Origin of the sequence: Streptomyces silaceus (genome assembly GCF_001419745.1) — a bacterium.
In the GTDB taxonomy this organism is placed as follows: domain Bacteria; phylum Actinomycetota; class Actinomycetes; order Streptomycetales; family Streptomycetaceae; genus Streptomyces; species Streptomyces silaceus.
Window position 1 is genome coordinate 1 of the sequence record NZ_LIRJ01000116.1, and the last position, 21,660, is coordinate 21,660.

The window sequence follows — 21,660 nt, forward strand, 5'->3', positions numbered from 1 at the left end:
CCCTAGCCCCGCAGCCCCAGAGCCCCGCAGAAGGGCAGAGAAACTCCCCCTGCGGCATCAGGAGGCCCCTCACCCATGTCGTCATCCTCGCGCCTCGGTCTCCTCAAGGAACGGGACTTCGGGCTGCTCTTCGCCGCCACCGCGCTCGGCCAGCTGGGCGACCGCATCATCTTTCTGGCACTACCCCTGGTCGCCATCGCCGCTCTGCATGTCGACGAGTTCCAGGTCGGGCTCCTGGCCGCGATGACCACCGGCGGCTCGCTCCTGGTCGGGCTGCCGGCGGGCGCCTGGGTGGATCGCATGCGGAAGCGGCCGGTCATGGTCTTCGCGGATCTTGCCCGTGCTCTGCTCCTGTTGGCGATACCGCTGGCCTGGTGGGCGGACCGTCTCACCATCTGGTGGCTCTACGTGGCGGCCTTGGTCCACGGCGTACTGACCGTCTTCTTCGACGTCGCCTACGCCAGCTACCTGCCGCACCTGGTGGGACGCGGCTATCTCGTGGAGGGGAACGCGAAACTCTCGGCGATACGTTCGGTCACCAGCATCGGCGGGCCGGCTGCCGCCGGTCCGTTGGTCGGGCTGGTCGGAGCCCCCGCGACACTCCTCGCGAGTTCGTGCGGCATGGCCCTGTCGGGGCTGCTCGCCCTCTCGATCCGCAGGCACGAGCCGAAGCCGAAGCGGGAGCCGAGAGAGCGTCCTCAGCTGGGGCAAGAGATCAAGGAAGGACTCCTGTTCGTCCTCCGGCATCCCGTCCTGCGAGGAATCATGCTGGCAGACGCGATCTTCGGCCTGTCCCTGGCGACGTACCAAGCCATGCTGCTGGTCTTCCTGGAACGGGAGGCAGGTCTCCAGCCCTTCGGCATCGGACTCCTTCTCTCAGGGATGGGCTGCGGCGCCTTGCTCGGCGCGCTGCTGACGACCACGGTTTCGCGGCGGATCGGACAGGGCCGGGTCATCTGGATCGCGTCCCTCGCCACCTGCCCGCTCACTGCCCTGATGCCCTTGGCAACGCCGGGATGGAGCGTGTACGTGGCCGCCATCGGGCTGTCGGCGCTGTCCTTGGGAGGAGTCATCCGGGTGGTGGCTCAGTCGAGCTTCCAGCAGGCGCTCACGCCGGATCGGCTCCTGGGCCGGATGAGCGCCACCGCGCGGTTCGTCTCCTGGGCTGGGATCCCGCTCGGAGGACTCCTGGGCGGGGCCTTGGGGTCCACGCTCGGAGCGACCGCCACTCTGTGGATCGGCGCGGCGGGGATGACGTCGAGCGTCATCCCCAATCTCTTCTCGCCGCTGCGGACTTCGACGAGCGGCCTCGGTCTCGGCCTCGGCCTCGGCGGAAGCGCGTCGGGCCGTGGCGGAGAGCCCTCGAATCACCACCCCGACGGGGTCGACTCGATACAGCCGTAGCTCTACGTCCGCAGCCCTACGGTCCTTTGCTCTCAGCCCTCAGCTCTCACCCCTCGCGCAGGACCCGGAAGACATCTGGTTCAGCCGGATCCCGATCGACGATCTGGATGGGTGGAGAAGCCCACTGCCAGACGCCGATGCCCGGTATGCGGGAGAACTGGATCTGCCCACGGGTGCCTTCGACGGACACCTGCGGCCAGGCCCCGGCGATGCCCGCCCACGTCGTTCCGTGGGATCGCAGGACGTCGGCGAGGACGGTGATCGTGTCGTAGCCCTCGAAGGCGACGAACGAGGGTGTCTGGGAGAGCCGTTCCTGGAGGGCGTTCTCGACACGTGTGCCGAGAACGGTGAGGTGCCGGGGCAGGTAACGCAGGAACGGGACGCCCGCGCCGTCAGCGCCCAGCAGCGTCGCCCACTCGGCGAACTCCGGCTGCCCTGCCGGAGCACCCATCAGAATCTCGGCGAGGCGCGGATCACGGCGGACGGACCGGACGAGCGGCACCGCAGGCTCCGGGTGGCCGACCAGAAGAAGCAGGGCGGTCGTACGCGCTTCGGCAAGGGCTGCGCACGCGGCCTCGGGAGTGAGCGCGCTCATGTCGAGTTCGGTGACCGTGACGCCGTGCGGGGTGAGGTGGTCCCGCAGGATGCGGGTTCCCGATGCCCAGTAGACGCTCGGCTGGGCCGCTACGGCGATGCGGGTGTGGCCTGCTTCGAGAAGGAAGTCCGCGTAGAGCCGCCAGCCGCGCGACTGCGGCGGGGCCAGGCGCGCGACCCAGTCGGTCGACTGCTCGGTGAGCGCGTCGAGTACCGCCGACGAGCAAAGGAACGGCAGGTTCAGGGCATCGGCCCGAGCGGCAGCGGCGCGGGCGACGACGCTGTGGTACTCCCCCGCAAGGGCGGCCACGCCCAGGCCGGCGAATTCGTCGACGGCCGCGACGGCCTTCTCCGGGTCGGCTGCGGTGTCCCGGATCACCAGTTCAAGGGGCCTGCCATTGATCCCGCCGGTGTCATTGACGTCGTGAACGGCCAGTTCGAGTCCGGCGAGGAGGTGCCGGCCCGCCTCGGTCCAGCCGGGTCGGGTCAGCGGCAGGAGAGCACCGATGCGGACGGACGCCCCGTCAGCCGACCGTGCTCCAGGGGACGGTGGTGTCGTCTTCATGCGGTGGCGTCTCCCCTGTGACGAGTCGGCTGCGGTGTGCCCGAGGCCCTCGGCGGCAGGGTCCGATGCTCGTACCCGTTCATCTCGTCCCGCCGCGGCGGACACCCCTGAGTGATCACGCCGGACATTGCATCCATCGCTGTCAGCGGATGGCAACCGATTATCTGACGCCATGTTGCCTGTCTCGCGGGTGCCTGCCGTCCGCTGCGCGCGGCGGGGACTACGGGCGCGGGATCGGGTCTGTCGCGCGCAGCCGATCCAGTTCGCTTCCGATCTCCTCCCGGACTGCGTCGTGCTGCGGTCCCAGCCTGAACCGCTCGTCGCTCCACCGCTCCCCCGGGTACAGCCACACGGGCTTGCCGACCAACGCGGCCGGCTCCCACTCGAACCGCGGCCAGACGTGCGCATGCAAGAACGGGTCCGTGTTCCCCAGAATCTCCAGGTTGACCCGCCGGAAGTCCGGATCCAGGCGGCGGCAGGCCCGCTCGACCGCCTCCCCGAGGAGATCCATGTCGGTCAGGAACGCCAGCCGCTTCGCCTTCAGCAGATCGGACAACCGCTGCACACCCGAGTCGTCCGCAAGGAGAACCGAATACCCCGGCAAGAACTGCACATCGCCGATCACCGCGAACCCCGACGCGAGACGCCGCATCACGGTCGGATTCCCACCGCGCAGCGCGGCTCCGATGCGGTCCGTCCTCCAGTCGTCCGTCATGGCCCCAACCTAACGCTGAGGCCAGAACGCGTCGCCGTGATCAGTGTGAGCCCCCGCGCGGGCTCACTGCTCCACCCCCACATAGGTGAGGTTGCAGCTGCCGATTTCGCCCGTGGCTCCGATGTACGGGTAGGCGAACCCCAGCGTCTTGGTGCCCGCGGACGTGTAGTTGAGCTCGATGGTCTGGGTGGAGTGGGCGGGCATGTCCGCGACGCGCCATGTCGGGGTCTGGCCGTTGTCCTCGATGGAGAATTCGCCGCGGGTGAACCCGTGGAGGAAGTCCGTGTTGTTGATGAACGTGACCCGGTCGACGTGGGCCTGCGGTCCGTCCCAGTTCCCCTCGAAGGTCGCCTGGAGCGCGTCGTTGGGGATGTCGATGGCCAGCTCTTCGTTGTCGCAGCTGTCACCCCAGTGGACGTTCACCATCCGCTGGTTGAACGCCTTCGCGATGAAGGCGCCTTCGGCGTGTGCGGTACCGCTGGTGAGCACCAGCAGGGCCGCGGCCGCCAGGGCGCTCAGGGGGAGCCTCTTCTTGCCGATCATGCAGGTCTCTCTTTCTGGGATCGGTCGAACTGCGCGGAGAACACCTGCTAGACGGAGAACACCTGGTAGATGCGCTCGTGGAAGAAGCCGGGGGACCATGCGGTCGAGTACTCGCCATAGGGGACGACGTTGGTCCCCTGCTGCGTGCAGCTCCCCGGACCGCAGACGGTCACGCTCGCGTAGTAGCCGCTTCCCGGCCCCCGGTAGCAGCGGATCGTGAACCGGTGCCCGTCCTCCGTCACCGACGGCCGGTTGCACTGGATGGAGTCCTCTTTGGGAGGGGCGGCACTCGCTCCCTCCGAAGTCCCGAGTGCGGCGCAAACGGCCAGTGCCGCCGCCCCTGCCGCCCGCTGTGCCCTGATGAACGCCACCTGTGGGGCCTCCCTTCGTCCGGGCGATACCTGGCCCGAACCTCTGCACCAACACTTTCCGTACCAGTTTAGTTACTCTCCGTATTCAAAAGCGGGAGTAAAGAGTACGCGTCAGGGGCGTGAAGGGGCGTGGGGGCTCGAAACGGGGGCGCGCCTCCTGCGGCTCAGAGACTGTCATCCTGTGGTGCACCTGTGATGGGGCGTTGTCGGGTCGCGCAGGGAACTCAACCGGTCGGCATGTCGACCGGAGTCGTTCCGAAACGCAGGACGCGCGGGGCGAACGTGCCTTCAGGGCCGCCCGCTCGGCCGACCGACCACACCGTCGACGTACCCGGCACCGACGCCAGTCGCAGTGTTCTGGAGTCGCCCTCTCCTGCCACCGCCGGTTCGCTGTGCTCGGCGAACGACCGGCCGTTCCAGGCGAGGAAGTCCGGGCCCGGGACCAGGGGTGGGTTGCTGCCCGGCGGGGCCCACTTCAGTGAGCCGGTCACCGAGGCCCAGGCCAACTCGCCGGACGCGCTGGGTGCCAGTGAGCTGATCGAGCCGAAGTCCGCGGGGACGGTCACCTTGTTCCACGACTGGCCGTCGAAGCGGACCAGCAGGGGTGGGATCGGTCGGCCCGGCGGGCCGCCGATGAAACCGGCCGAGCCGCCCGCCCACACCTCCGTCGGCGAGACCGCCAGCACGCTGCTCACAGCCGACCGCGGGAAGCCGTCCACGCTGGTCTGCTGCCACTCCTTGCCGTTCCAGTGGGACACGGCAGCAGTGGAGTTGACGGTGCCCGCGGCCCAGACGTCGTTCGCCGACAGGATGTGCAGGCCGTACACGGCTCCCGGCGGCACCGGCATGTCCCGCCAGCCGTGCCCGTCCCAGCGCAGAAGTGCCTGCCCGGTGTCCCGCGAACCGATCAGCCAAGTCTCGTCGGCGCCCGTGACGACTCTGTCCAGGACGACGTCGCGCGGCGGCCGGCTCTCGCGCCAGGCCGTGCCGTCGTAGCGGAGCAGGCGGGAGCCCTGCGCCGCGTCGCGGCCGACCGCCCAGACCGCGTTCGGTGAGGTCGCGGCGATGGACAGCAGCTCACCCTGCCACCGGATGCCGGTCAGGTCGTGGCGCTTCCATGCGGTTCCGTTCCAGCGCAGCACCAGGGGGAAGCCCGGCGCCTGGCGGCCGACGGCGTCGGTGCCCACCGCCCATGCCCGGTCCGGCCCGAACGCCACGGCCTCGTTCAGTCCGGCCTGCGGGCGTACCTGTGCCGGGACCGGGACATGCCGCCAGGACTCGGGTTCCGCCGCGGTCGAGACCACGACGGTCATGAGGGTCAGGGCGACGGCCAGGGCCGCGACGAGCAGTCTGCGTGCCATGGTCAGCCTCCCAGCCGCTCGCTCATCAGGTTCGGTTTCGAGCCGTAGATCTCGACGGTCCCGAAGGACAGGAGCGAGGTTCCGGCTCTTGCCAGTGCGCGCGGTTTGACGTCGATCGCGTTCGTGCGTTCCGGCCCGTAGGAGAAGGTGGCGCGCGAGCCGTCCACCCGGGCGTACTTCGCCTGGAACGCGCGGTCGCTGACCATCGGCAGCCACAGCGCGCCGTCCGGGCCGCGCACCATGCTCGCGGTGTAGGTGTCGCCCAGGGGTGGGTGAGTGGTGCGCCAGGTGTGCCCGTTGAAGGTCATCAGATAGGTGCGGGCGACACCGTCGGTGTACTGGCTGCCCCCGATCGTGGCCCGGCCGGAGGGTTCGAGCAGGGTCGTGTGTACGTTGCTGTTCGGCGGCAGCGGCACTTTCGCGTCCCGCCACGCCGTGCCGTCCCAGCGCAGGACGGCGGTCCCTCCGGTGCTCCTGTCCGCCCAGGCCCAGGCGTCGGTGGCCGTACGCGCGGTGATCCCCATCAGGAACAGCACACCGTCCGGGGTCGACTGGGTGGTCCAGCCGGAACCGTCGTAGTGCAGCACCTTGAGTCCGGTGTCGTCCTCACCGACCACCCACGCGGCGCCCGGTACGGCGGCGAAGTCCTGGTAGACCCACAGGGTTTGGGGCAGCGGGACGGCGCTCCACCCGGTCGGCGAACGGCGCAGGATCTCGCCCTTCCCCTCGCGGTTGTGGAAGATCCACATCTCGTCGCCGACGAACTGGATCTTGCCGAGCCATCCGGTTTCGCCGGCGCCGGGGAACGTCGTGTCCCGGCTCCACGCCGTCCCGTTCCATCGGTACAGCATCGGCCGCAGTCCGTCATCGGCCTGCTCGTATCCGGTCGCCCAGGCCTCGCGCGGGCCGCGGGCGGCCAGGTCGCCGACGGTCACCGGCGGGGCGGCCGCCGGCACCGGCAGGGCCGACCAGCTCGGCTTCACGGGCGCAGTGGGTGCTGCGGCCGCGCCCGGCGACAGCACCGCGGCGCACGCCATCACAAGACAGACGACGACCGCACGGAGACCGTTCACGAGACCCCCCAGGACGTGAAGGCCGCTCAGCTTATTGGCGTTTCGTCCCGTCGTGAACAGAGAGCACACGACCAATACCGGTATCCAGTCCTCACATTGACGTGCGCGTGGAACCCGTCGCTCGTGAGCGAGACGACCTCCGGCCCGCCGCCGTGCAGCATTTTCTGATCATGTTCACGATGGTCCGGTAGGTTGCTCGGCATGGCTGAACTGGGAACCGTCGCCTGGCCACCCGCGCCGATCCAGACCGAGCGGCTCGTGCTCCGCGAGTCCGAGAGCCGGGACCGTGCGGCGTTCATCGAGCTGTTCAGCTCACCGGAGGTGAACACCTACCTGGGCGGCCCTCGGCCACGGGACGAGTGCGAGCGCGCGCTGCCCGAGACGCCCGAGAGGCGCCCCGGGCTCTTCGTGATCGAGCTCGACGGAGCCATGATCGGGACCATCGAGCTCAACCGGCGCGACGCGGAGCACCGGAGTCACGTACGTCCGGACGCCGGGGAGGCCGAACTCGGCTATCTGCTCCTGCCCAAGGCGTGGGGACACGGGTACGCCGCCGAGGCCTGCGCCGCGGTACTCGACTGGTTCGCCGACGCGCGGCCCGGAGAGCCGGTGGTTCTCTGCACCCAGACCGCCAACGACCGTTCGATGCGCCTCGCGGCGAAGCTGGGTTTCACCAAGGTGCAGCTGTTCGAGGCGTGGGGCGCCGAGCAGTGGATGGGCGTGTGGTCCCCGGCCGCTCCGCCCGGTTGAGCAAAGGGCACCGTCACTCGACCAAGCGCAGCCACGCCGCCGCGAGTGCGGCGTGGCCCGCCGGGATCGGGTGCACACCGTCCGCTGACCAGTACTCCGGCCCGGTCTGCGCGGAGAGTTCGGCGAACATGTCGTCCGCGGGGAGCAGAAGGGCCCCGTACTTCCGGGCGAGATCCCGCACGGCCTGGATCTTCGGGTCGAGGTCGGCCCGCCACTCCTTCCGCACCTCGGCGTCGATGTGCGCGTCACCGGCCTCGACGGTCGCGGTGATCGGCAGGAGGAACGGCTCGATGAGGATCAGTTCCGTGCCCGCCTCGGCCAGCGGTGCGAGGAGGCGGTCGTAGCCTGCCGCGAAGTCCTCCGTGGGGATCACGTAGCCGTCCTGGGACAACGTGTGCCACCCCATGTCGTTGACGCCGACCAGGATCGACACCACGTCCGGACGCGCGTCGAGCACGTCCGGCTGCCAACGGGCCTCCAAGTCCCTCACCTTGTGTCCACCGATCCCGGTGTTCAGCCAGGTTACGGGCCGGTCCGGGTGCCGGAAGGCCCACTCGCCCGCGACGCGCAGCGGGTAGCCGAAGCCAAGGCCGTCCTCGCTCTCCAGACGCCGGCTGTCAGTGATCGAATCGCCGGTGAACATCACGGTGGTTCCCGGGCGGAGGGTGATCGTCATCCGTGTTTCTTCCTTCACATGTGGAGTGGATTGGGAGAAGAGGGCGGCTCAGGGGAAGGGGGCAGCCCAGGGGAAGGAGGCAGGTCGTCCGGAACGAGAGGGCACGTCGTCGCGGAACAACGCGGCGGCTCAGGACTCCTTGGGGCCGAACCACTGGTCGGCCGCCCTCTCGAACGCCTCACGGTCCAGATCCCCTCGGCCTGCCCAGACCACGAAGCCGTCAGGCCGGACGAGCACGGCGCCCAGGCCGAGGTCGTTCCTCGCCGTCCCGGACGCGTACCGCAGACGGCTCTGCCGGACCAACCCCGCCTCTCGCAAGCGGGCGTCGGCGCTGAAGTCGAGTACGACTCCTCGTCCGTCCTGCATCAGGTCGCCCAGACACGTGCCGTCCTCGAGCCGGAAGTCCGGAGCGCTGCGGCCGACCAGCGGATGCTCGTCGCCCAGGTCGTAGCGGACGGACGATCCCGAGATCCTTTCGAACATGTACGTCGTCACGTCCTGCGTCTCGACCAGGTCGCGGAGCAGTCCCTGGACCGCCTGGCCCTGCGGGGTCGGCTGCATGGCCGCCGTCTGGGCCCGCGTCCAGTCGAGGACCCGGGCGCCGACCGGATGACGTTCACGGGTGTACGTGTCCAGCAGCCCGTCCGGCGCGTGCCCCCGCACGGTGGCCGCGAGCTTCCAGCCCAGGTTCAGGGCGTCGCCCAGTCCGGTGTTGAGTCCCTGCCCGCCCAGGGGCGAGTGGATGTGCGCGGCGTCGCCCGCGAGCAGGACGCGGCCCTGCCGGTAGGTCGTCGTCTGCATCGCCCGGTCGGTGAAGCTCGACGCGAGGTGGACTTCGCTGAGCGTCACGTCGGTGCCGGACACCCGGCGCAGCACCGCCTGGAGATGTTCGCGCGTCGGCCGCCGCGAGCGATCGAACGCGCCGCCGTCGAAGTCCAGGACGCCGATGTGTCCCTCCGAGAGCATCTGGAGGTACATGCCGTTCGGTGTCAGGTTGATCCCCGGGCTGAGCTTCTCGGGGTCGGCGAGGGTCGAGAGCATGACGTAACCGGTGAACTGCGGTTCCGAGCCGACGAACTCGAAGCCCGCCAGCCGGCGCACGGTGCTGCGCCCGCCGTCGCAGCCGACGGCCCAGCGCGCCGTATACGCGTGCTCGCCCGCACGTACGATCACACCCTCCTCGTCCGTGTCTCCGTCCTTGTCTGCGTGCCCGCTCTGCGTGATGCCGGTGACGGTGACGCCTCGCCTGATCTCCACGCCGAGCTTGGCCGCCCGCTCGGACAACACCGTCTCGATCGCGGTGAGGTTGGTCATCACCGCGTCCGGCGCCGGGCTCGGCAGCCGGAACGGCAGTGCGGCGAGGTCGACCTTGGCCGGGTCGAGCACCATGCCGGCGAAATGGCCCACGCCGCCACGCAGGGGCGTCGGTCCCGCCACGTCGAGGTCCGCGTCAAGATCCACGTCGGGTTCCTCATCGACACCGGACGCGGCCAGCAGCGGGTGCAGCAGGCCGCGGCGCTGGAACGCTTCGAGCGACGCGCCGAACAGACCCCGCATCCCGAACTGGTCCGACCGCCACGGCGAGCCCGGCTCCGGCTCCCGTTCGAGCACCAGGACCGAGGTGCCCGCAAGGCCGAGATCGCAGGCGAGGAAGAGACCGACCGGGCCTGCGCCCACGATCACTACGTCGTGCATGGGTATCCCCTTTCCGAAGACGGAGACGCCGGGCCTCTCGGCACGCTTCTCTTGGCGTGCCCGGAGCCGGTTCTCCGCGAGCGATGCGCCAAGAGTGCTCACGGGCCCTCACACGGCACGCACACGGCGCTGACACGGGACCTCGCCGTCACCGACACGAGCGCACACCACTGCTCCCCTCATGTGAGGCCCCAGCCATACGTGTGCGAAGCTCGGGGGATGGACGGGGGTGCGCCGCTTCGTGTCACGCTGCTCGGCGCCTTTCAGGTGTCTCGCGGCGACACCGCCCTGCCCGTACCGGGGGCGCGGCTCAAGGCCCTGTTCGTACGGCTGGCGCTCGCCGGTGGCCACGCGGTCGACCCGACCGGCCTCATCGACGCGATCTGGGCCGAGGATCCGCCCGCAGGACCGGCGCATGCCCTGCAGGCCCTCGTATCGCGGCTGCGCAGGACTCTCGGCTCGGCGGGCGATGTCACGCAGATCGCCGGTGGCTACCGCCTCGCCGTGGACTCCGCCGACGTGGACGCGCTGCGCTTCGAGGAGCTCGCCGCCATGGGCCGTCAGCACCTGCACGCCGGTCATCCGCGTGCGGCGGCCTCCGCGCTCGGTGGGGCCGTGGCGCTCTGGGGCGAGAGTCCCGGCGCCGAGCCCACGGTCGTCGCCGCAGTGGCGCCCGCCGTCGCGACCCGGCTGGCCCACACCTCGGTCGAGGCCGTCATCGACCTCGCCGATGCCGAACTCACCCTGGGGCAGGCGGACATGGCCTCCGCCCGTCTGTCCGCCCTGCTCATCGAGCATCCCGTCCACGAACGTGCCGCCGCGCTCCTGATGGACGCGCTCGCCGCGCAGGGACGCCAGGCCGAGGCCCTCGCCCGGTACGAACAGGTCCGCGATGCCTTGGCCGACGGCCTCGGCGCCGACCCGGGTGCCGCCCTGCGCGAGCGTCATCTGCGGATGCTGCGCGCGGACCACCCCACCACGTCCGAAAGGACCGCCCCGGCCGACGTAACCACCCCGACCGATCAACCGACCCAGGCCGCCCCGCCCGCCGCCCGGTCCACACGGTCCGCGCCGAGCAACCTGCCCGCGCCACTGACCAGTTTCATCGGCCGCGACGACGACCTCGCGCGGATCGGCACGCTGTTCGCCACCGCCCGGTTGGTGACCGTTCTCGGTCCCGGCGGCGCCGGCAAGACCCGCCTCGCCGTCGAAGCCGCCCGCCGTCACCAGCACGCCTACCGCGACGGCGTCTGGATGATCGACCTCGCCTCCGTCACCGAGCCCGCCAAGGTCGGCGCGGCGCTGCTGGCCGCGGCCGGGCTGCGCGGCTCGGCCCTGTTCGAGGCTTCGGCCCTGTCGCCGCACGGGCCGGGCCGTGAACTGGACGTGCTGACAGACCAGTTGGAGGGTCGAGAGACCCTGCTCGTGGTCGACAACTGCGAGCACCTCATCGACGCCGTCGCCCATCTGGTCGCGGCGCTGCTGGCCCGCTGCGCCGGGCTGCGGGTGCTGGCCACCAGCCGGGAGCCGCTGGCGATCGACGGCGAGACGCTCGTCCCGCTCGGCCCGCTCCCCCTACCCGCACCGGACGCGGACGCCGGTCAGGCCCGCCGAGCCGCGTCGACGCAGTTGTTCGTCGAGCGGGCGGCGGCCGTGCGGCCCGGGTTCGACGTCGACGAGCACCGCCTCGTCGACGTACTGCGCATCGTGCGCGGACTCGACGGTCTGCCGCTCGCGCTCGAACTGGCCGCGGCCCGTCTGCGTACGTTCTCGCTGTCCGACCTGGCCGCCGGGCTGTCGGATCGGTTCCGCCTGCTCGCCAACGGCAACCGGACCGCTCTCCCCCGGCACCGCACGCTCCACGCGGTCATCGCGTGGAGCTGGGATCTGCTCGGCGTGGACGAGCGCACGCTCGCGGAGCGGATCGCGGTGCTGTCCGGTGGTGTCACGCCGGCTTCGGCTGCCGCGGTCTGTGCCGGGACCGGGGTGCCGGCCGGTGAGGTCCGGGAGCTGCTCGCGGGCCTGGTCGACCGTTCGTTGCTGCAGCTCGCTCCGGACAGCGGGCGGTACCGGATGCTGGAGACCGTCCGCGCGTACGGCCTGGAGCGCCTCGCCGAGTACGGCGATCTGGCGCGCGTACGGGACCTGGCCGCCCGCTACTTCGCCGCACTGGTGGCGCGCCACGAGCCGTTGCTCCGCGGCCCCGGGCAGCTCGACACGCTCCACATGCTGAGTGCCGAGTACGACAACGTGCTCGCCGCGCTCCGCCACTTCCACGACAGCGGCGACGCCGACGCCGCGACCCGGCTCGCGGTCGACCTCATCTGGTGCTGGCACATGCTCGGCCGCGACGTCGACGCGGCCCACTGGCTCGGCGAGACGGTCGCGTTGCCGACCGAACGACCGAGTGTCGAGCGCGACATCGCCGAAGGGATCCTGCGGCTCGGCGTCATCGACATCCCCAGCAGACAGGCCGATGACACCCTTAAGGAGCGGCGCACGGCGGTACGGGGCCTCACTGAGCGGCTGCGCGGGCGTCCGGAGCTGCCCGGCTTCGGCGGCGCGCTGATCGCGATCAGGCTGGCCTCGCTGGAGGGGAACGGCGCGTCGTCACCGTCCTTCCAGCAACTGGCCGACGGTCCGGACGTGTGGCTGGCCGGCCTCGCCCTCATGTTCCAGGCCCACTTCGCCGAGAACGAGGGCCATCTCGACCAGGCGCGACACCACATGGTCGCCGCCCTGGACCGTTTCGAGCGGACGGGCGACCGCTGGGGCCTGGCCAAGGTGCTGCCGCTGCGCGCGCTGTTGCGACAGTACGACGGCGATCTCGACGGCGCGCTGGCCGACCTGGACGAGGCCACACGGCTGGCCCGCGCGTTCGGGACGCTCAACCCCAGCGACGAGATCTTCATCGACCTGCGCCGGATCGAGGTGCACGCGCGGCTCGACGAGACCGCGCGGGCGGCCGAGCTGATCGCCGTGTCCCGGGAGCGCGCGCTGGGCTCGACATCACCCGAGATGGCGGTGCTGCTCGACGCGCGGGAGGCCCATCTGCGGGTGCGGGTCGGTGACACGGACGGGGCTCGTGCGCTGGTCGAGTCGGCCGAGCGCGGGGTGTCCGAGCAGCTGCGCTCGTCCGCGGGCGAGCACGGGCGGGCGCTGGTCGCCACGGCGCGCGGTGCGCTCTGCATCGAACTCGGCGACGCGCCGGGCGCCGAGGAAGCGCTGGGCCGCGCCTACGCGGCGGCGGTCGCCAGCGGGGACCTGCCGTTCCTGGCGACGGTGGCGGTCACCGTGGCCGGCCTCGCCGCGCTGCACGGGCGGCACCGGGACAGCGCCGCCGTCCTCGGCGCGGCGGCCCGCCTGCGCGGCGCCCACGACCGTACCGATCCGCACGTCCGCACACTGACGCCCGCGGCCTGGCGGCACTGGGCGAGGAGCGCTTCACCGAAGCGTACGAGTCCGGTTGGCGACTGGACGCGACGGAGGCGCTGCACCGAACCGATCCTGCACGACTGTTCCGCGTGGCGCTGCCCGGACCAGATGGACCGCAAGCGCGCCGACAGTAACTCCCGCTACCGCCCTCGTGGCGAACACCTTCACCTGAGCTGGGGCTCTGCGAGGAGATGTCCCCATGCCACCTGGTGCGCCCGGCATGGATGTGTTGAGCTGCACGAGCCCCGGAAGACCCGATCTGTGCCTTCGGAGAGTGACCTTGCGCAGCTTGACCTTCGTCATCGGTACCGGCCGCAGCGGCTCCACCGCGCTGTCCGGCATCCTGAACACCCACCCGGACGTGCTCAGCCTCAACGAGTACATGGCCTCGGTCGGTGACACGGCCTTCCCTGAAGGCCGGGTTTCGGGCGCGGAGTTCTGGGAGGCCCTCTTCAAGCCCACCCCGTACTTCGCGAGCATGATCCGCAGTGGGCTGCTGATGCCGGAGTTCCTCTACACCCGCCGCCCGGGGCGGTATGCGGCGGAGACCACCGGCATTCCCGCGCTCTCCCTCATGGTGCTGCCCCACCTCACCGACGACCCCGACGCCCTGCTCGACGAGATCCACGCGGCGGTCGCCGGCTGGCCGGTGCGCACCGCCGCCGAACATCACGAGGCACTCTTCGAGTTGCTCGGCGCGCGGTTCGGCCGCACGGCCGTGGTGGAGCGCTCCGGGTACTCGACGGGCTGGGCGCCAGGGCTGCACGAGACTTTTCCGTACGCGAAGTTCGTGCACCTCTTCCGGGACGGGCCGGACTGTGCGCTGTCCATGAGCCGTCACGTGGGGTACCGCGTGATCACGCTGATGCGGGAGATCGGGGAGCGGACGGGCGTCGAGAGCTTCGGCGACCTGACGGAGGAGCAGGTGCGGTCGCTGCCGCCTGATCTGGCGGCGCTGCTCGCCGACCGCTTCGACCCCGCCCTCGTACGCGACCGGGACTTCCCGCTGCGACGGTTCGGCGACCTGTGGTCCGAACTCGTCGTCCAGGGCGCCCGGTTCCTCGACGGTCTGCCGGACGATCAGCGCTTGACGCTCTCCTACGAGGATCTCCTCGACGATCCCCGCGGGGAACTCACGCGCCTCGCCGCGTTCGTCGGGGTCGAGGCGTCCCCGCAGTGGCTGGACGGCGCGTGCGCCCAGCTCGACGACAGCCGCCGCGGCTCGGCGGCCAAGCAGTTGACGTCCGTCGCGTTCGAGGAGCTGAGGCAGAGCTGTGCCTCGGGGACGCGCGTCCTGGAGCGGTAGCCGCCCGGCGCCTCCCCTCCTCCAGCTCATCTCCCCCTCCATGCCTCCGCCAGATCTACGGCGTGGCTTCGCCGTACTCCAGTTTTTCCTTTCTGTGGACAAAGTATGGACGCGCTCCGAAGTCGTCCCTACGCTGAGCGTCGCTTTGCCACAGAGATCTGCGTAACCCATGCCGGAACACCGGAACCACGCAGGAGGAAGAGTGAAGCCACGCCCCGGGCCGATGTCCGGCTCCCCCCGCCGCAGAGCTCGAAGATCCACCGGTGCGCTGCTCACCGCCTTCCTCGGCTGTGGACTGCTCACCGGCGGACTGCTCTCCCCCGCCGCGGCCGCCAAGGACGATCCCCGCCCCTTCGCGGACCTGCCGCCGCAGGAACCCGGCGTGACCTTACGGGTGTTCGACGTCCAGACCCCGCTCAAGAAACTGTGCGACCTGAAGCCCGCACAGACCCCCAATGTCGACAAGCTGATCCCGGCGGCCGACTGGAAGTCCACCGAGGGCTTCGGGTTCAGCGACAACTTCGTGTCGCAGATCATCGGCAACCTGAACGTGCCCGAGGCCGGCTCGTACGACTTCCGGCTGATCAGCGACGACGGCTCGCGGCTGTTCCTCGGCGACCGGCGGGTCATCGACCACGACGGGCTGCACGGCGCCGAGCCCAAGGACGGGTCGATCACCCTCAACGCCGGATACCAGTCGCTGCGCATCGACCACTTCGACGCGGGCGGCGACCAGCAGGTCACCCTGCAGTGGAAGCCGCCGGGGGCCGACGGGTTCACCACCGTGCCGAACTCCGTGCTCAGCACGGACGCCGACGTCGTACGGGTCACGGCACCGGGCCGCAAGGAGTGCGAGGGCACGCACGACACCCCCGGCGACGGCCTGCCGCTCACCGAGGTCAATCCCGGCTACAAACTGACCGACCTGCGCCCCAAGGGCTTCGAACCGCAGGTCTCCGCGATGGACTGGCTGCCCGACGGGCGGCTCGCGATCTCCACGTGGAGCGGCAGCACGGAGACGAAGGGCGAGGTCTACCTCCTCGACCACGTCACCGGTGCCACCGGGCCCGACAAGGTCACGTACAAGAAGATCGCCGACGGGCTCAAGGAGCCGATGGGCATCAAGTACGTGGACGGAAAGCTCTACGTGTCGGAGAAGCACCAGCTGACCGAGTTGAACGACACGAACGGCGACGACGTCACCGATGAGAAGCGGAAGATCGCCGAATGGCCGTACGGCGGGAACTTCCACGAGTTCGCCTTCGGTCTGCTCTACGACAAGGGCGACTTCTACCTGAATCTGTCCGTCGCGATCAACTACGGCGGCGCGACGACCGATCCGCAGCCCGCGCCGAACCGCGGCACGACCATCAAGGTCAACAAGGCGACGGGCCAAGTGAGTTACATCGCCGGAGGTCTGCGCACCCCGAACGGCATCGGACGCGGTCCGGGCGGCGACCTGTTCGTCGCGGACAACCAGGGCGGCTGGCTGCCCGCTTCCAAGCTCGTCCACATCAAGCAGGACCGGTTCTTCAACCACCACATGAACCCGGACGGGCCCTACGACGACCAGCCCGTCACCAAGCCGGCGCTCTGGCTTCCGCAGAACGAGATCGCTAACTCGCCCAGTACACCCATGCAGTTGAAGAAGGGCCCGTTCGCCGGGCAGATGGTCTTCGGCGACGTGACGTACGGCGGGCTGCAGCGGGCCGACCTGGAGAAGGTCGGCGGTGAGTACCAGGGTGCCGTGTTCCGGCACACGCAGGGCCTGGAGTCGGGGATCACGCGGATCAGCGAGGGCCCCGACGGCGCGATCTACACCGGGGGCCTCGGCGCCGACGGCAACTGGGGCCAGGCGGGCAAGCTCCGCTTCGGTCTGCAGAAGCTGACGCCGAGCGGCAGGACGGCCTTCGACATCAAGACGATGCGCGCCACGCGCGACGGCTTCGAACTCACCTACACCAAGCCCCTGTCGGAGGAGACCGCGGCCAAACTCACCAAGGGCGCGTACTCCGTAGAACAGTGGCGCTATGTGCCGACGCCCGCGTACGGCGGTCCGAAGGTGGACGAGGAGTCGCTGCCGGTGGCGTCGGCGAAGCTCTCCGACGACCGCCGCAAGGTGCGGCTGACCATTCCCGGCCTGAAGTCGGACCGTGTGGTCCACGTCCGTTCGCCCCGCCCGTTCTCGTCCGCCGAGGGCGAGCAGCTGTGGTCCACCGAGGCCTGGTACACCCTCAACACCAAGCCGGGGCCGCAGGAGCCCGTCACCACGTACGACGCCGAGGCCGCCCACCTGTCCGGCGGCGCGGGCATCGACACCGGGCACACCGGCTACACCGGCGGCGGCTTCGTCGACGGCTTCGGCGACAAGGGCGCGAAGGCGACCTTCGACGTCGTGGTCGACAAGAAGGGCGCGTACGACGTGGGCCTGCGCTACGCGAACGGCCCGCACCCCTCCCCCGGCACCAAGACGATCGGAGTGAGCGTCAACGGCGGCGCGGCGAAGCAGACGAGTCTGCCGTCCACGGGTGAGTGGAAGCGCTGGTCCACCAGGACCGAGCGGCTCGACCTGCGCGCGGGCCGCAATACGATCACGTACGCCGTCGGGGCCGAGGACACCGGCCATGTGAACCTCGACGCGATCGACGTGCGCAGGCCGGGCGCCCGCATCGACCTGTTCTCGGGCGGCAGCGTCTCCACCGCCTGGCAGCACTCCGACGGCCGCAGCCCCGAGTGGCCGCACACCGCGGAGAAGTCCATGGAGGTCTGCTGCGACGACCTGCGCACGAAGCAGCACTTCAAGGACTTCACGCTGCACGTCGAGTTCCGGGTGCCGAAGCTCCCGGACGACGTCACCGGGCAGGACCGCGGCAACAGCGGGGTGTATCTGCAGGAGCGTTACGAGGTGCAGATCCTCGACTCGTTTGGCGTGGAGAAGCTCGCGAACAACGAGGCCGGGGCGATCTACCTGAAGAAGGCCGCCGACCTCAACGCGTCCACGGCGCCGGAGACCTGGCAGACGTACGACATCACCTTCCGCGCCGCCCGCTTCGACGCGGACGGCAAGAAGACGTCGGACGCGCGGGTCACGGTGGTCTGGAACGGCAAGAAGGTGCACGACGACGTGGCCATCGACGGTCCGACGGGTGCGGGTGACCCGGAGTCGGCGGCGGCCGGGGCGATTCGGCTGCAGGACCACGGCAACAAGGTTCGCTTCCGCGATGTGTGGGTGGAGCCGCTGTCCTGACGATGGGTGAGCCCGGCGATCCGCCGTACCGGCGGTTCGCTGTCCTCACCGAGCCCCTGCCGACGACTCCCGGGTCGTCGGCAGGGGTTTCGCACGATCAGCCGCTGCCGGGAGGGGCCTCCCTGGTCATCCGCCGGCGAAGAGAGTGGTCCCGTCAGGCCCTTGCGCCTCGACGCGGGCGCCGTGTTCGACGGTGCGGCTGACGGTGCAGTACTTCTCGTGGGTCAGGCGGATGGCGCGCTCCAGTGTCTCGGCGGCCTTGCCGTCGCCCTCGGGCAGGTCGATTTCGTAGGAGACCCGGACGACGCCGACGCGGCCGTCGTCCTCGGGCCGGGACACCGAGTCGACGGTGATGCGCAGCCCGTCGTGCTCGACGGTGCGGGCCGTGCGGTCCACGACGAGTCCGCCGCAGCCGCCGAGCGCCGCGAGGAGGAGTTCGACGGGGGTGAAGGAGGGCTGGGCGTCGGGGTTGTCGGCGGCGGCGATGCGGACCTCGGCGCCGCGGTCGTTGCGGGCGGTCCAGTCGCGTTCGCCGTTGCGTACGGTCTCGATGCGGTAGTCGGCCATGACGGAACGGTAGCCCGGGGCGGGGTCGCGAACGCGGAGGCCGGTCCACGAGGACTCCTTCCGGCCCTCTGCCCCGACAACGGCTCCGGAGTGTGTGCCCGCATTCGCCCGGGGCGGGCGAATGCGGGCACACCTTGACGACATCGAGTGCCGTCAGGGACGTGCCGTACTGCCCGTACTGCTCTGACGGCCCGCCCTTACTGCGGCCCGTCCTTACTTAAGGTGCCGGTCGTAGAACCGGCCGCCGTCCTCCACCTCGAACCACGGGGTACCGGTGTGCCCGCCCAGGTTGGCGTGCAGCGTCTTCTCCTTGCTGGCGAAGGAGTCGTACAGATCCAGGGCCCGCTGCCGGGGATTCCCCTCGTCGTCCCACTGCAGCAGGAGCAGCAGCGGGATGGCGATCTGCCGGGCCTCCTCGCGCTGGGCGCGGGGCACGTAACCCCCGGCGAAGAAGCCGGCGGCCGCGATGCGCGGCTCGGCCACGGCGAGGCGGATGCCGAGGGCGGTCCACCCCGAGTACCCGACCGGGCCGCCGATCCCGGGCAGCGCGAGGAGGACGTCCAGGGTGGTCAGCCACTCCGGGGCCGCCTTCTCGACCAGCGGACCGATCAAGGACTCGAAGATCTCGTCGACCGGTTCGCCGGCCTGCATCGCCCGGCGGAGGTCGACGCGGACCTGCTCCTCGGCGGCGGAACGAGGGCGGTCGCCGCACCCGGCGGCGTCGATGGTGGCCACGGCATAGCCGTGCGCCGCGGTGTGCCGAGCGCGGGCCACCAGCCGGGGTTGCGCCTTGGGCAGGCCGTTGTTGTGGGCCATCAGGACCAGCGGAACCGGCGCGGACGCGGATGCGGATCCGGGCGTCCACAGTGTGCCGGGGATCTCGCCGAGGGTGAATTCGCGCTCGACGACACCGTCGTCGAGGCGCTGCTCAGAAGTGAAGTGCATGGTCGTGCCTTTCGGGAGTGCGCGTGAACGGCGCTCCCGGACGACCTATCGCCCGACCGTGACCCCGGAGGAGAGCACCCATGTCGATACGTTCACGGGTACCACCTCCTCACTCTCTCGCACGGCCACCGGAAAGGTAGCAGCGGCCACCGCGGGGCCGCCACCGAGTTTCCGGGCCCGCTGCTGCGCCTGTCTGGCCACCCTCTTGATCTAGCGGCCCTCCGGTCGGGGCAGCGACGCCGGTCCGCTACGGTCGCTCCGTGAGTGGTCCGGTACTGGTGATCGAGTTGGCTCAGGCAGTCCCGACTGCCACGCTCCAGCAGCTGCGCAAGCTCTTGAGTGATGCCTCGGCTCGCTGAGAGGAGAAGCGTGTCGGCGAGTACGACCTCCACGCCTCCGCGCCTTCTGCACCAGCCAGGTGGACCACGTGCTCACCGCTCTGCTCACTGCCGCGATCATGGACGTCATCGGCGGTGTCGTCACCATCGAACTGCGCGAGGACCAGGTGCCGATCGTCGCCGGCCTACCCGGAGTCCTCAGGATGGCGTCCGGCCCCTGCGCCGTCGCGTACGGCTCCTCGCAGTTCCTTCGTGCCTGGACCGAGGTGCCTGGATTTCGGCTCCTCACATAGCGGTTCGTCAGGCTGGACCGTTCCAGCGGGCCGGCAGCGCGGACTTGCCGTCCGTTTCCCCCACCCACGGTCACAGACAGGCCGAGAAAGCTATGGGGCGGGTGTGGGGTGCGCGCCCGCGCCACACCCGCCCTTTCGCGTCAGAGCATAATCAGCAGACGCGTATTCGGCTTCAGCTTTCGGTTCACCGAGCGGCTCTGCACGTATACCTCCAGCCTCGGGTTATTGCCCGCCTTCACCGAGACCGTTCCCTGAATTCCCGTGCCGAAGAGGAGGCTCCGCGCCGCGTCGCCCGTATAGGCGCGGTCGGTGTCCTTTTCGACCACGATGACTTCCTTGTTCTGCTGTACCTGGGCTCGGGCGCCCAATTGGTAGTAGCAGGCGCCCCGTTCGTACGTCACGCCCGGGTGGGAATCGACGAAGGGGCGGATCTCGATTTCCTGGTCGACCTTCAGGAGGCGGTACTTGTCGGCCGGTATCGGTTCGAGGTTGGCCCGCACCTCGTCCACCGAGATGTCCTGGCCGACCGCGAACAGGTTCTTCGTGCCGCGCACGCCCTGCTCGCGGCCGCGCAGGAAGCTGGTCGCGGCGGCCCGCACCGTGCCGATCGCCTCCTCCACGCCCTTCTGCGAATCCGCGTCCCAGATCGCGATGTTGCCCGCAGGGAAGCCGTAGTTCTGGGCCGTGCGCTTGGCCAGCGAGTTCGGGACCAGGATCGCGGACGTCCAGTGGCCCGGAAGGCCGCCCATCTTCGCCGTGATCCGGTCGAGCCAGGGGCCCAGGATCGTCATGTCGCCGTCGTGCCGCCTGTCTCCACCGGAGGCGTTCTCCTCGCCGTCCGTCACCACGATCTGGAGGAAGCTGTGCTCGCCGTACTCCTCCCAGATGTGACCGAGGTCGTCCAGGGACTTCACCGAAGCCTCGATGAGAGCCGTCGCGCCATTGTTGACCTGATACAGGCCGCGCATGGACGGAAGGTGCTTCACGTCCATGTCCCAGACCAGGTTTTCCACCCTGTGGTCGAAGGAATAGAGGCTGATCCGGGTCTCGTGACCCAGGCTGTCCGATTCCGCCTTCAAACCCGCCACGAACTCGTCCACCACGCGAATCAGTTGCGACTCGTGCGGACGCATCGAACCCGAGCAGTCCACCACCAGCGCCACGTGGTTCACCTTGTGCTGGATCCTGTTTGCGGACATGTTTGTGCTCCCCCTCTGAAGCTCCCCGAGTGATGTATTCACACTAGAGGGAGGCACTGACAACGGAGCTTCGCGGCGACGCCGCGCACCGGCCCGTACCGGTCAGCCGCGCAGCAGCCGCGCCAGCGGCTCCCGGACGTCCTCGGGCACGAGGTTCAGGCCTGCGAACGCGTCGGCCGTCACCCACATCAACTCGTAGCTGTTGTCCGGGCCGTTCGCCTCGGCTTCCTCGCCGGAGAGGACGGCGCTGCCCCGCACGTCCTTCATGAGGTAGTAGCTGGCCGGCCGGCGGTTGTGCCGGCCGGTACACAGCAGCCGGTCGATCCGGGCCTCGAGCGTCGTCTCTTCCCAGAGCTCGCGCAACGCCGCCTGCTCGGCGCTCTCGCCGTCCTCGACGTGCCCACCGGGCAGAATCGCGTAGGCGTGGCCGGGGCAGCTCGGCCCGCCCCGGCCTTCGTAGCGGCACATGACGCAATCCGCGGGCGCCTCCCTCTTGAGGAAGCGCCTCATCAGCAACACCCGCTGCCCATCAATGACTACGGCAACCGCCCTGGGGATCAACACACGCCCATCATGACAGCAG

18 protein-coding genes are annotated in these 21,660 nt (G+C 70.0%); 6 read left to right on the top strand and 12 right to left on the bottom strand.

Features of this window, described 5'->3' with window-relative positions:
* Positions 1–75: 75 nt before the first annotated feature.
* On the top strand, positions 76–1,404 hold the full coding sequence (locus tag AOK22_RS13035; RefSeq protein ID WP_079036534.1) for an MFS transporter: 1,329 nt from the start codon (positions 76–78) through the stop codon (positions 1,402–1,404).
* 46 nt (positions 1,405–1,450) lie between these two features.
* Here the strand turns inward: AOK22_RS13035 and AOK22_RS13040 are convergent, their stop codons facing one another.
* The 6 genes from AOK22_RS13040 to AOK22_RS13065 all read right to left on the bottom strand — a co-directional run bounded on the left by AOK22_RS13040 (position 1,451) and on the right by AOK22_RS13065 (position 6,626).
* A complete protein-coding gene (locus tag AOK22_RS13040) occupies positions 1,451–2,563 on the bottom strand; it encodes an ABC transporter substrate-binding protein (RefSeq protein WP_055698783.1) in 1,113 nt (370 codons plus the stop codon).
* A gap of 220 nt (positions 2,564–2,783) precedes the next feature.
* Entirely contained in the window at positions 2,784–3,278 is a 495-nt protein-coding gene (locus AOK22_RS13045) for an HIT family protein (protein ID WP_055698784.1), read from the bottom strand.
* A 63-nt stretch (positions 3,279–3,341) separates the two neighbouring features.
* Positions 3,342–3,821 carry a hypothetical protein gene (locus tag AOK22_RS13050; protein ID WP_055698785.1) on the bottom strand — a complete coding sequence of 160 codons (480 nt, stop codon included), beginning with the start codon at positions 3,819–3,821 and terminating at the stop codon, positions 3,342–3,344.
* 47 nt (positions 3,822–3,868) lie between these two features.
* A complete protein-coding gene (locus AOK22_RS13055) occupies positions 3,869–4,063 on the bottom strand; it encodes a hypothetical protein (RefSeq protein WP_055698786.1) in 195 nt (64 codons plus the stop codon).
* Between the two features lie 353 nt (positions 4,064–4,416).
* Complete coding sequence (locus AOK22_RS13060; RefSeq protein ID WP_055698787.1) at positions 4,417–5,553, bottom strand: beta propeller repeat protein; 1,137 nt, start codon at positions 5,551–5,553, stop codon at positions 4,417–4,419.
* Between the two features lie 2 nt (positions 5,554–5,555).
* Complete coding sequence (locus AOK22_RS13065; protein WP_055698788.1) at positions 5,556–6,626, bottom strand: hypothetical protein; 1,071 nt, start codon at positions 6,624–6,626, stop codon at positions 5,556–5,558.
* Between the two features lie 201 nt (positions 6,627–6,827).
* On the opposite strand from AOK22_RS13065, the gene AOK22_RS13070 reads away from it, so the two are divergent.
* The gene (locus tag AOK22_RS13070) at positions 6,828–7,376 is read left to right on the top strand and encodes a GNAT family N-acetyltransferase (RefSeq protein ID WP_055698814.1); all 549 of its coding nucleotides are present in this window, start codon (positions 6,828–6,830) and stop codon (positions 7,374–7,376) included.
* A gap of 13 nt (positions 7,377–7,389) precedes the next feature.
* Here AOK22_RS13070 and AOK22_RS13075 read toward each other — a convergent pair whose 3' ends face one another.
* Both AOK22_RS13075 and AOK22_RS13080 read right to left on the bottom strand, forming a co-directional pair.
* Complete coding sequence (locus AOK22_RS13075; RefSeq protein ID WP_055698789.1) at positions 7,390–8,052, bottom strand: SGNH/GDSL hydrolase family protein; 663 nt, start codon at positions 8,050–8,052, stop codon at positions 7,390–7,392.
* 129 nt (positions 8,053–8,181) lie between these two features.
* A complete protein-coding gene (locus tag AOK22_RS13080) occupies positions 8,182–9,747 on the bottom strand; it encodes an FAD-dependent oxidoreductase (RefSeq protein ID WP_055698790.1) in 1,566 nt (521 codons plus the stop codon).
* 219 nt (positions 9,748–9,966) lie between these two features.
* Here AOK22_RS13080 and AOK22_RS13085 point away from each other — a divergent pair, with 219 nt between their 5' ends.
* From AOK22_RS13085 to AOK22_RS13095, 3 genes are all read left to right on the top strand, one after another.
* Positions 9,967–13,581 (top strand): AfsR/SARP family transcriptional regulator, encoded by a 3,615-nt coding sequence (locus tag AOK22_RS13085; RefSeq protein WP_244164764.1) that lies wholly within the window; start codon positions 9,967–9,969, stop codon positions 13,579–13,581.
* Positions 13,472–14,488: a sulfotransferase family protein gene (locus AOK22_RS13090; protein WP_244164766.1), complete on the top strand. Its 1,017-nt coding sequence runs from the start codon at positions 13,472–13,474 to the stop codon at positions 14,486–14,488. Before AOK22_RS13085 ends, AOK22_RS13090 begins: the two co-directional genes overlap by 110 nt.
* Positions 14,489–14,711: 223 nt before the next feature.
* Positions 14,712–17,735, top strand: coding sequence for a 3-keto-alpha-glucoside-1,2-lyase-like domain-containing protein (locus tag AOK22_RS13095; protein ID WP_055698791.1), 3,024 nt, complete (start codon positions 14,712–14,714; stop codon positions 17,733–17,735).
* 126 nt (positions 17,736–17,861) lie between these two features.
* On the opposite strand, the gene AOK22_RS13100 is transcribed toward AOK22_RS13095, so the two are convergent.
* Together AOK22_RS13100 and AOK22_RS13105 are read right to left on the bottom strand one after the other, a co-directional pair.
* Complete coding sequence (locus tag AOK22_RS13100; protein ID WP_055698792.1) at positions 17,862–18,302, bottom strand: OsmC family protein; 441 nt, start codon at positions 18,300–18,302, stop codon at positions 17,862–17,864.
* A gap of 213 nt (positions 18,303–18,515) precedes the next feature.
* Positions 18,516–19,247 (bottom strand): dienelactone hydrolase family protein, encoded by a 732-nt coding sequence (locus AOK22_RS13105; RefSeq protein WP_055698793.1) that lies wholly within the window; start codon positions 19,245–19,247, stop codon positions 18,516–18,518.
* 355 nt (positions 19,248–19,602) lie between these two features.
* Between AOK22_RS13105 and AOK22_RS13110 the strand changes: the two genes are divergently transcribed.
* Entirely contained in the window at positions 19,603–19,878 is a 276-nt protein-coding gene (locus AOK22_RS13110) for a DUF6368 family protein (RefSeq protein ID WP_279617081.1), read from the top strand.
* Positions 19,879–20,018: 140 nt separating this feature from the next.
* On the opposite strand, the gene AOK22_RS13115 is transcribed toward AOK22_RS13110, so the two are convergent.
* The gene (locus AOK22_RS13115) at positions 20,019–21,077 is read right to left on the bottom strand and encodes a vWA domain-containing protein (protein ID WP_055698795.1); all 1,059 of its coding nucleotides are present in this window, start codon (positions 21,075–21,077) and stop codon (positions 20,019–20,021) included.
* A 102-nt stretch (positions 21,078–21,179) separates the two neighbouring features.
* Positions 21,180–21,641, bottom strand: a complete 462-nt coding sequence (locus AOK22_RS13120) for an NUDIX domain-containing protein (RefSeq protein WP_055698796.1) — start codon at positions 21,639–21,641, stop codon at positions 21,180–21,182.
* Positions 21,642–21,660: the final 19 nt, after the last annotated feature.

What these genes read in the sequence shown, in the direction of transcription:
- AOK22_RS13050 (WP_055698785.1), bottom strand. Translation starts at nt 3,821, where the DNA reads ATGATCGGCAAGAAGAGGCTCCCCCTGAGCGCCCTGGCGGCCGCGGCC.
- AOK22_RS13095 (WP_055698791.1), top strand. Translation starts at nt 14,712, where the DNA reads ATGTCCGGCTCCCCCCGCCGCAGAGCTCGAAGATCCACCGGTGCGCTG.
- AOK22_RS13035 (WP_079036534.1), top strand. Translation starts at nt 76, where the DNA reads ATGTCGTCATCCTCGCGCCTCGGTCTCCTCAAGGAACGGGACTTCGGG.
- AOK22_RS13100 (WP_055698792.1), bottom strand. Translation starts at nt 18,302, where the DNA reads ATGGCCGACTACCGCATCGAGACCGTACGCAACGGCGAACGCGACTGG.
- AOK22_RS13115 (WP_055698795.1), bottom strand. Translation starts at nt 21,077, where the DNA reads ATGTCCGCAAACAGGATCCAGCACAAGGTGAACCACGTGGCGCTGGTG.
- AOK22_RS13080 (WP_055698790.1), bottom strand. Translation starts at nt 9,747, where the DNA reads ATGCACGACGTAGTGATCGTGGGCGCAGGCCCGGTCGGTCTCTTCCTC.
- AOK22_RS13045 (WP_055698784.1), bottom strand. Translation starts at nt 3,278, where the DNA reads ATGACGGACGACTGGAGGACGGACCGCATCGGAGCCGCGCTGCGCGGT.
- AOK22_RS13060 (WP_055698787.1), bottom strand. Translation starts at nt 5,553, where the DNA reads ATGGCACGCAGACTGCTCGTCGCGGCCCTGGCCGTCGCCCTGACCCTC.
- AOK22_RS13040 (WP_055698783.1), bottom strand. Translation starts at nt 2,563, where the DNA reads ATGAAGACGACACCACCGTCCCCTGGAGCACGGTCGGCTGACGGGGCG.
- AOK22_RS13070 (WP_055698814.1), top strand. Translation starts at nt 6,828, where the DNA reads ATGGCTGAACTGGGAACCGTCGCCTGGCCACCCGCGCCGATCCAGACC.
- AOK22_RS13085 (WP_244164764.1), top strand. Translation starts at nt 9,967, where the DNA reads ATGGACGGGGGTGCGCCGCTTCGTGTCACGCTGCTCGGCGCCTTTCAG.
- AOK22_RS13075 (WP_055698789.1), bottom strand. Translation starts at nt 8,052, where the DNA reads ATGACGATCACCCTCCGCCCGGGAACCACCGTGATGTTCACCGGCGAT.
- AOK22_RS13105 (WP_055698793.1), bottom strand. Translation starts at nt 19,247, where the DNA reads ATGCACTTCACTTCTGAGCAGCGCCTCGACGACGGTGTCGTCGAGCGC.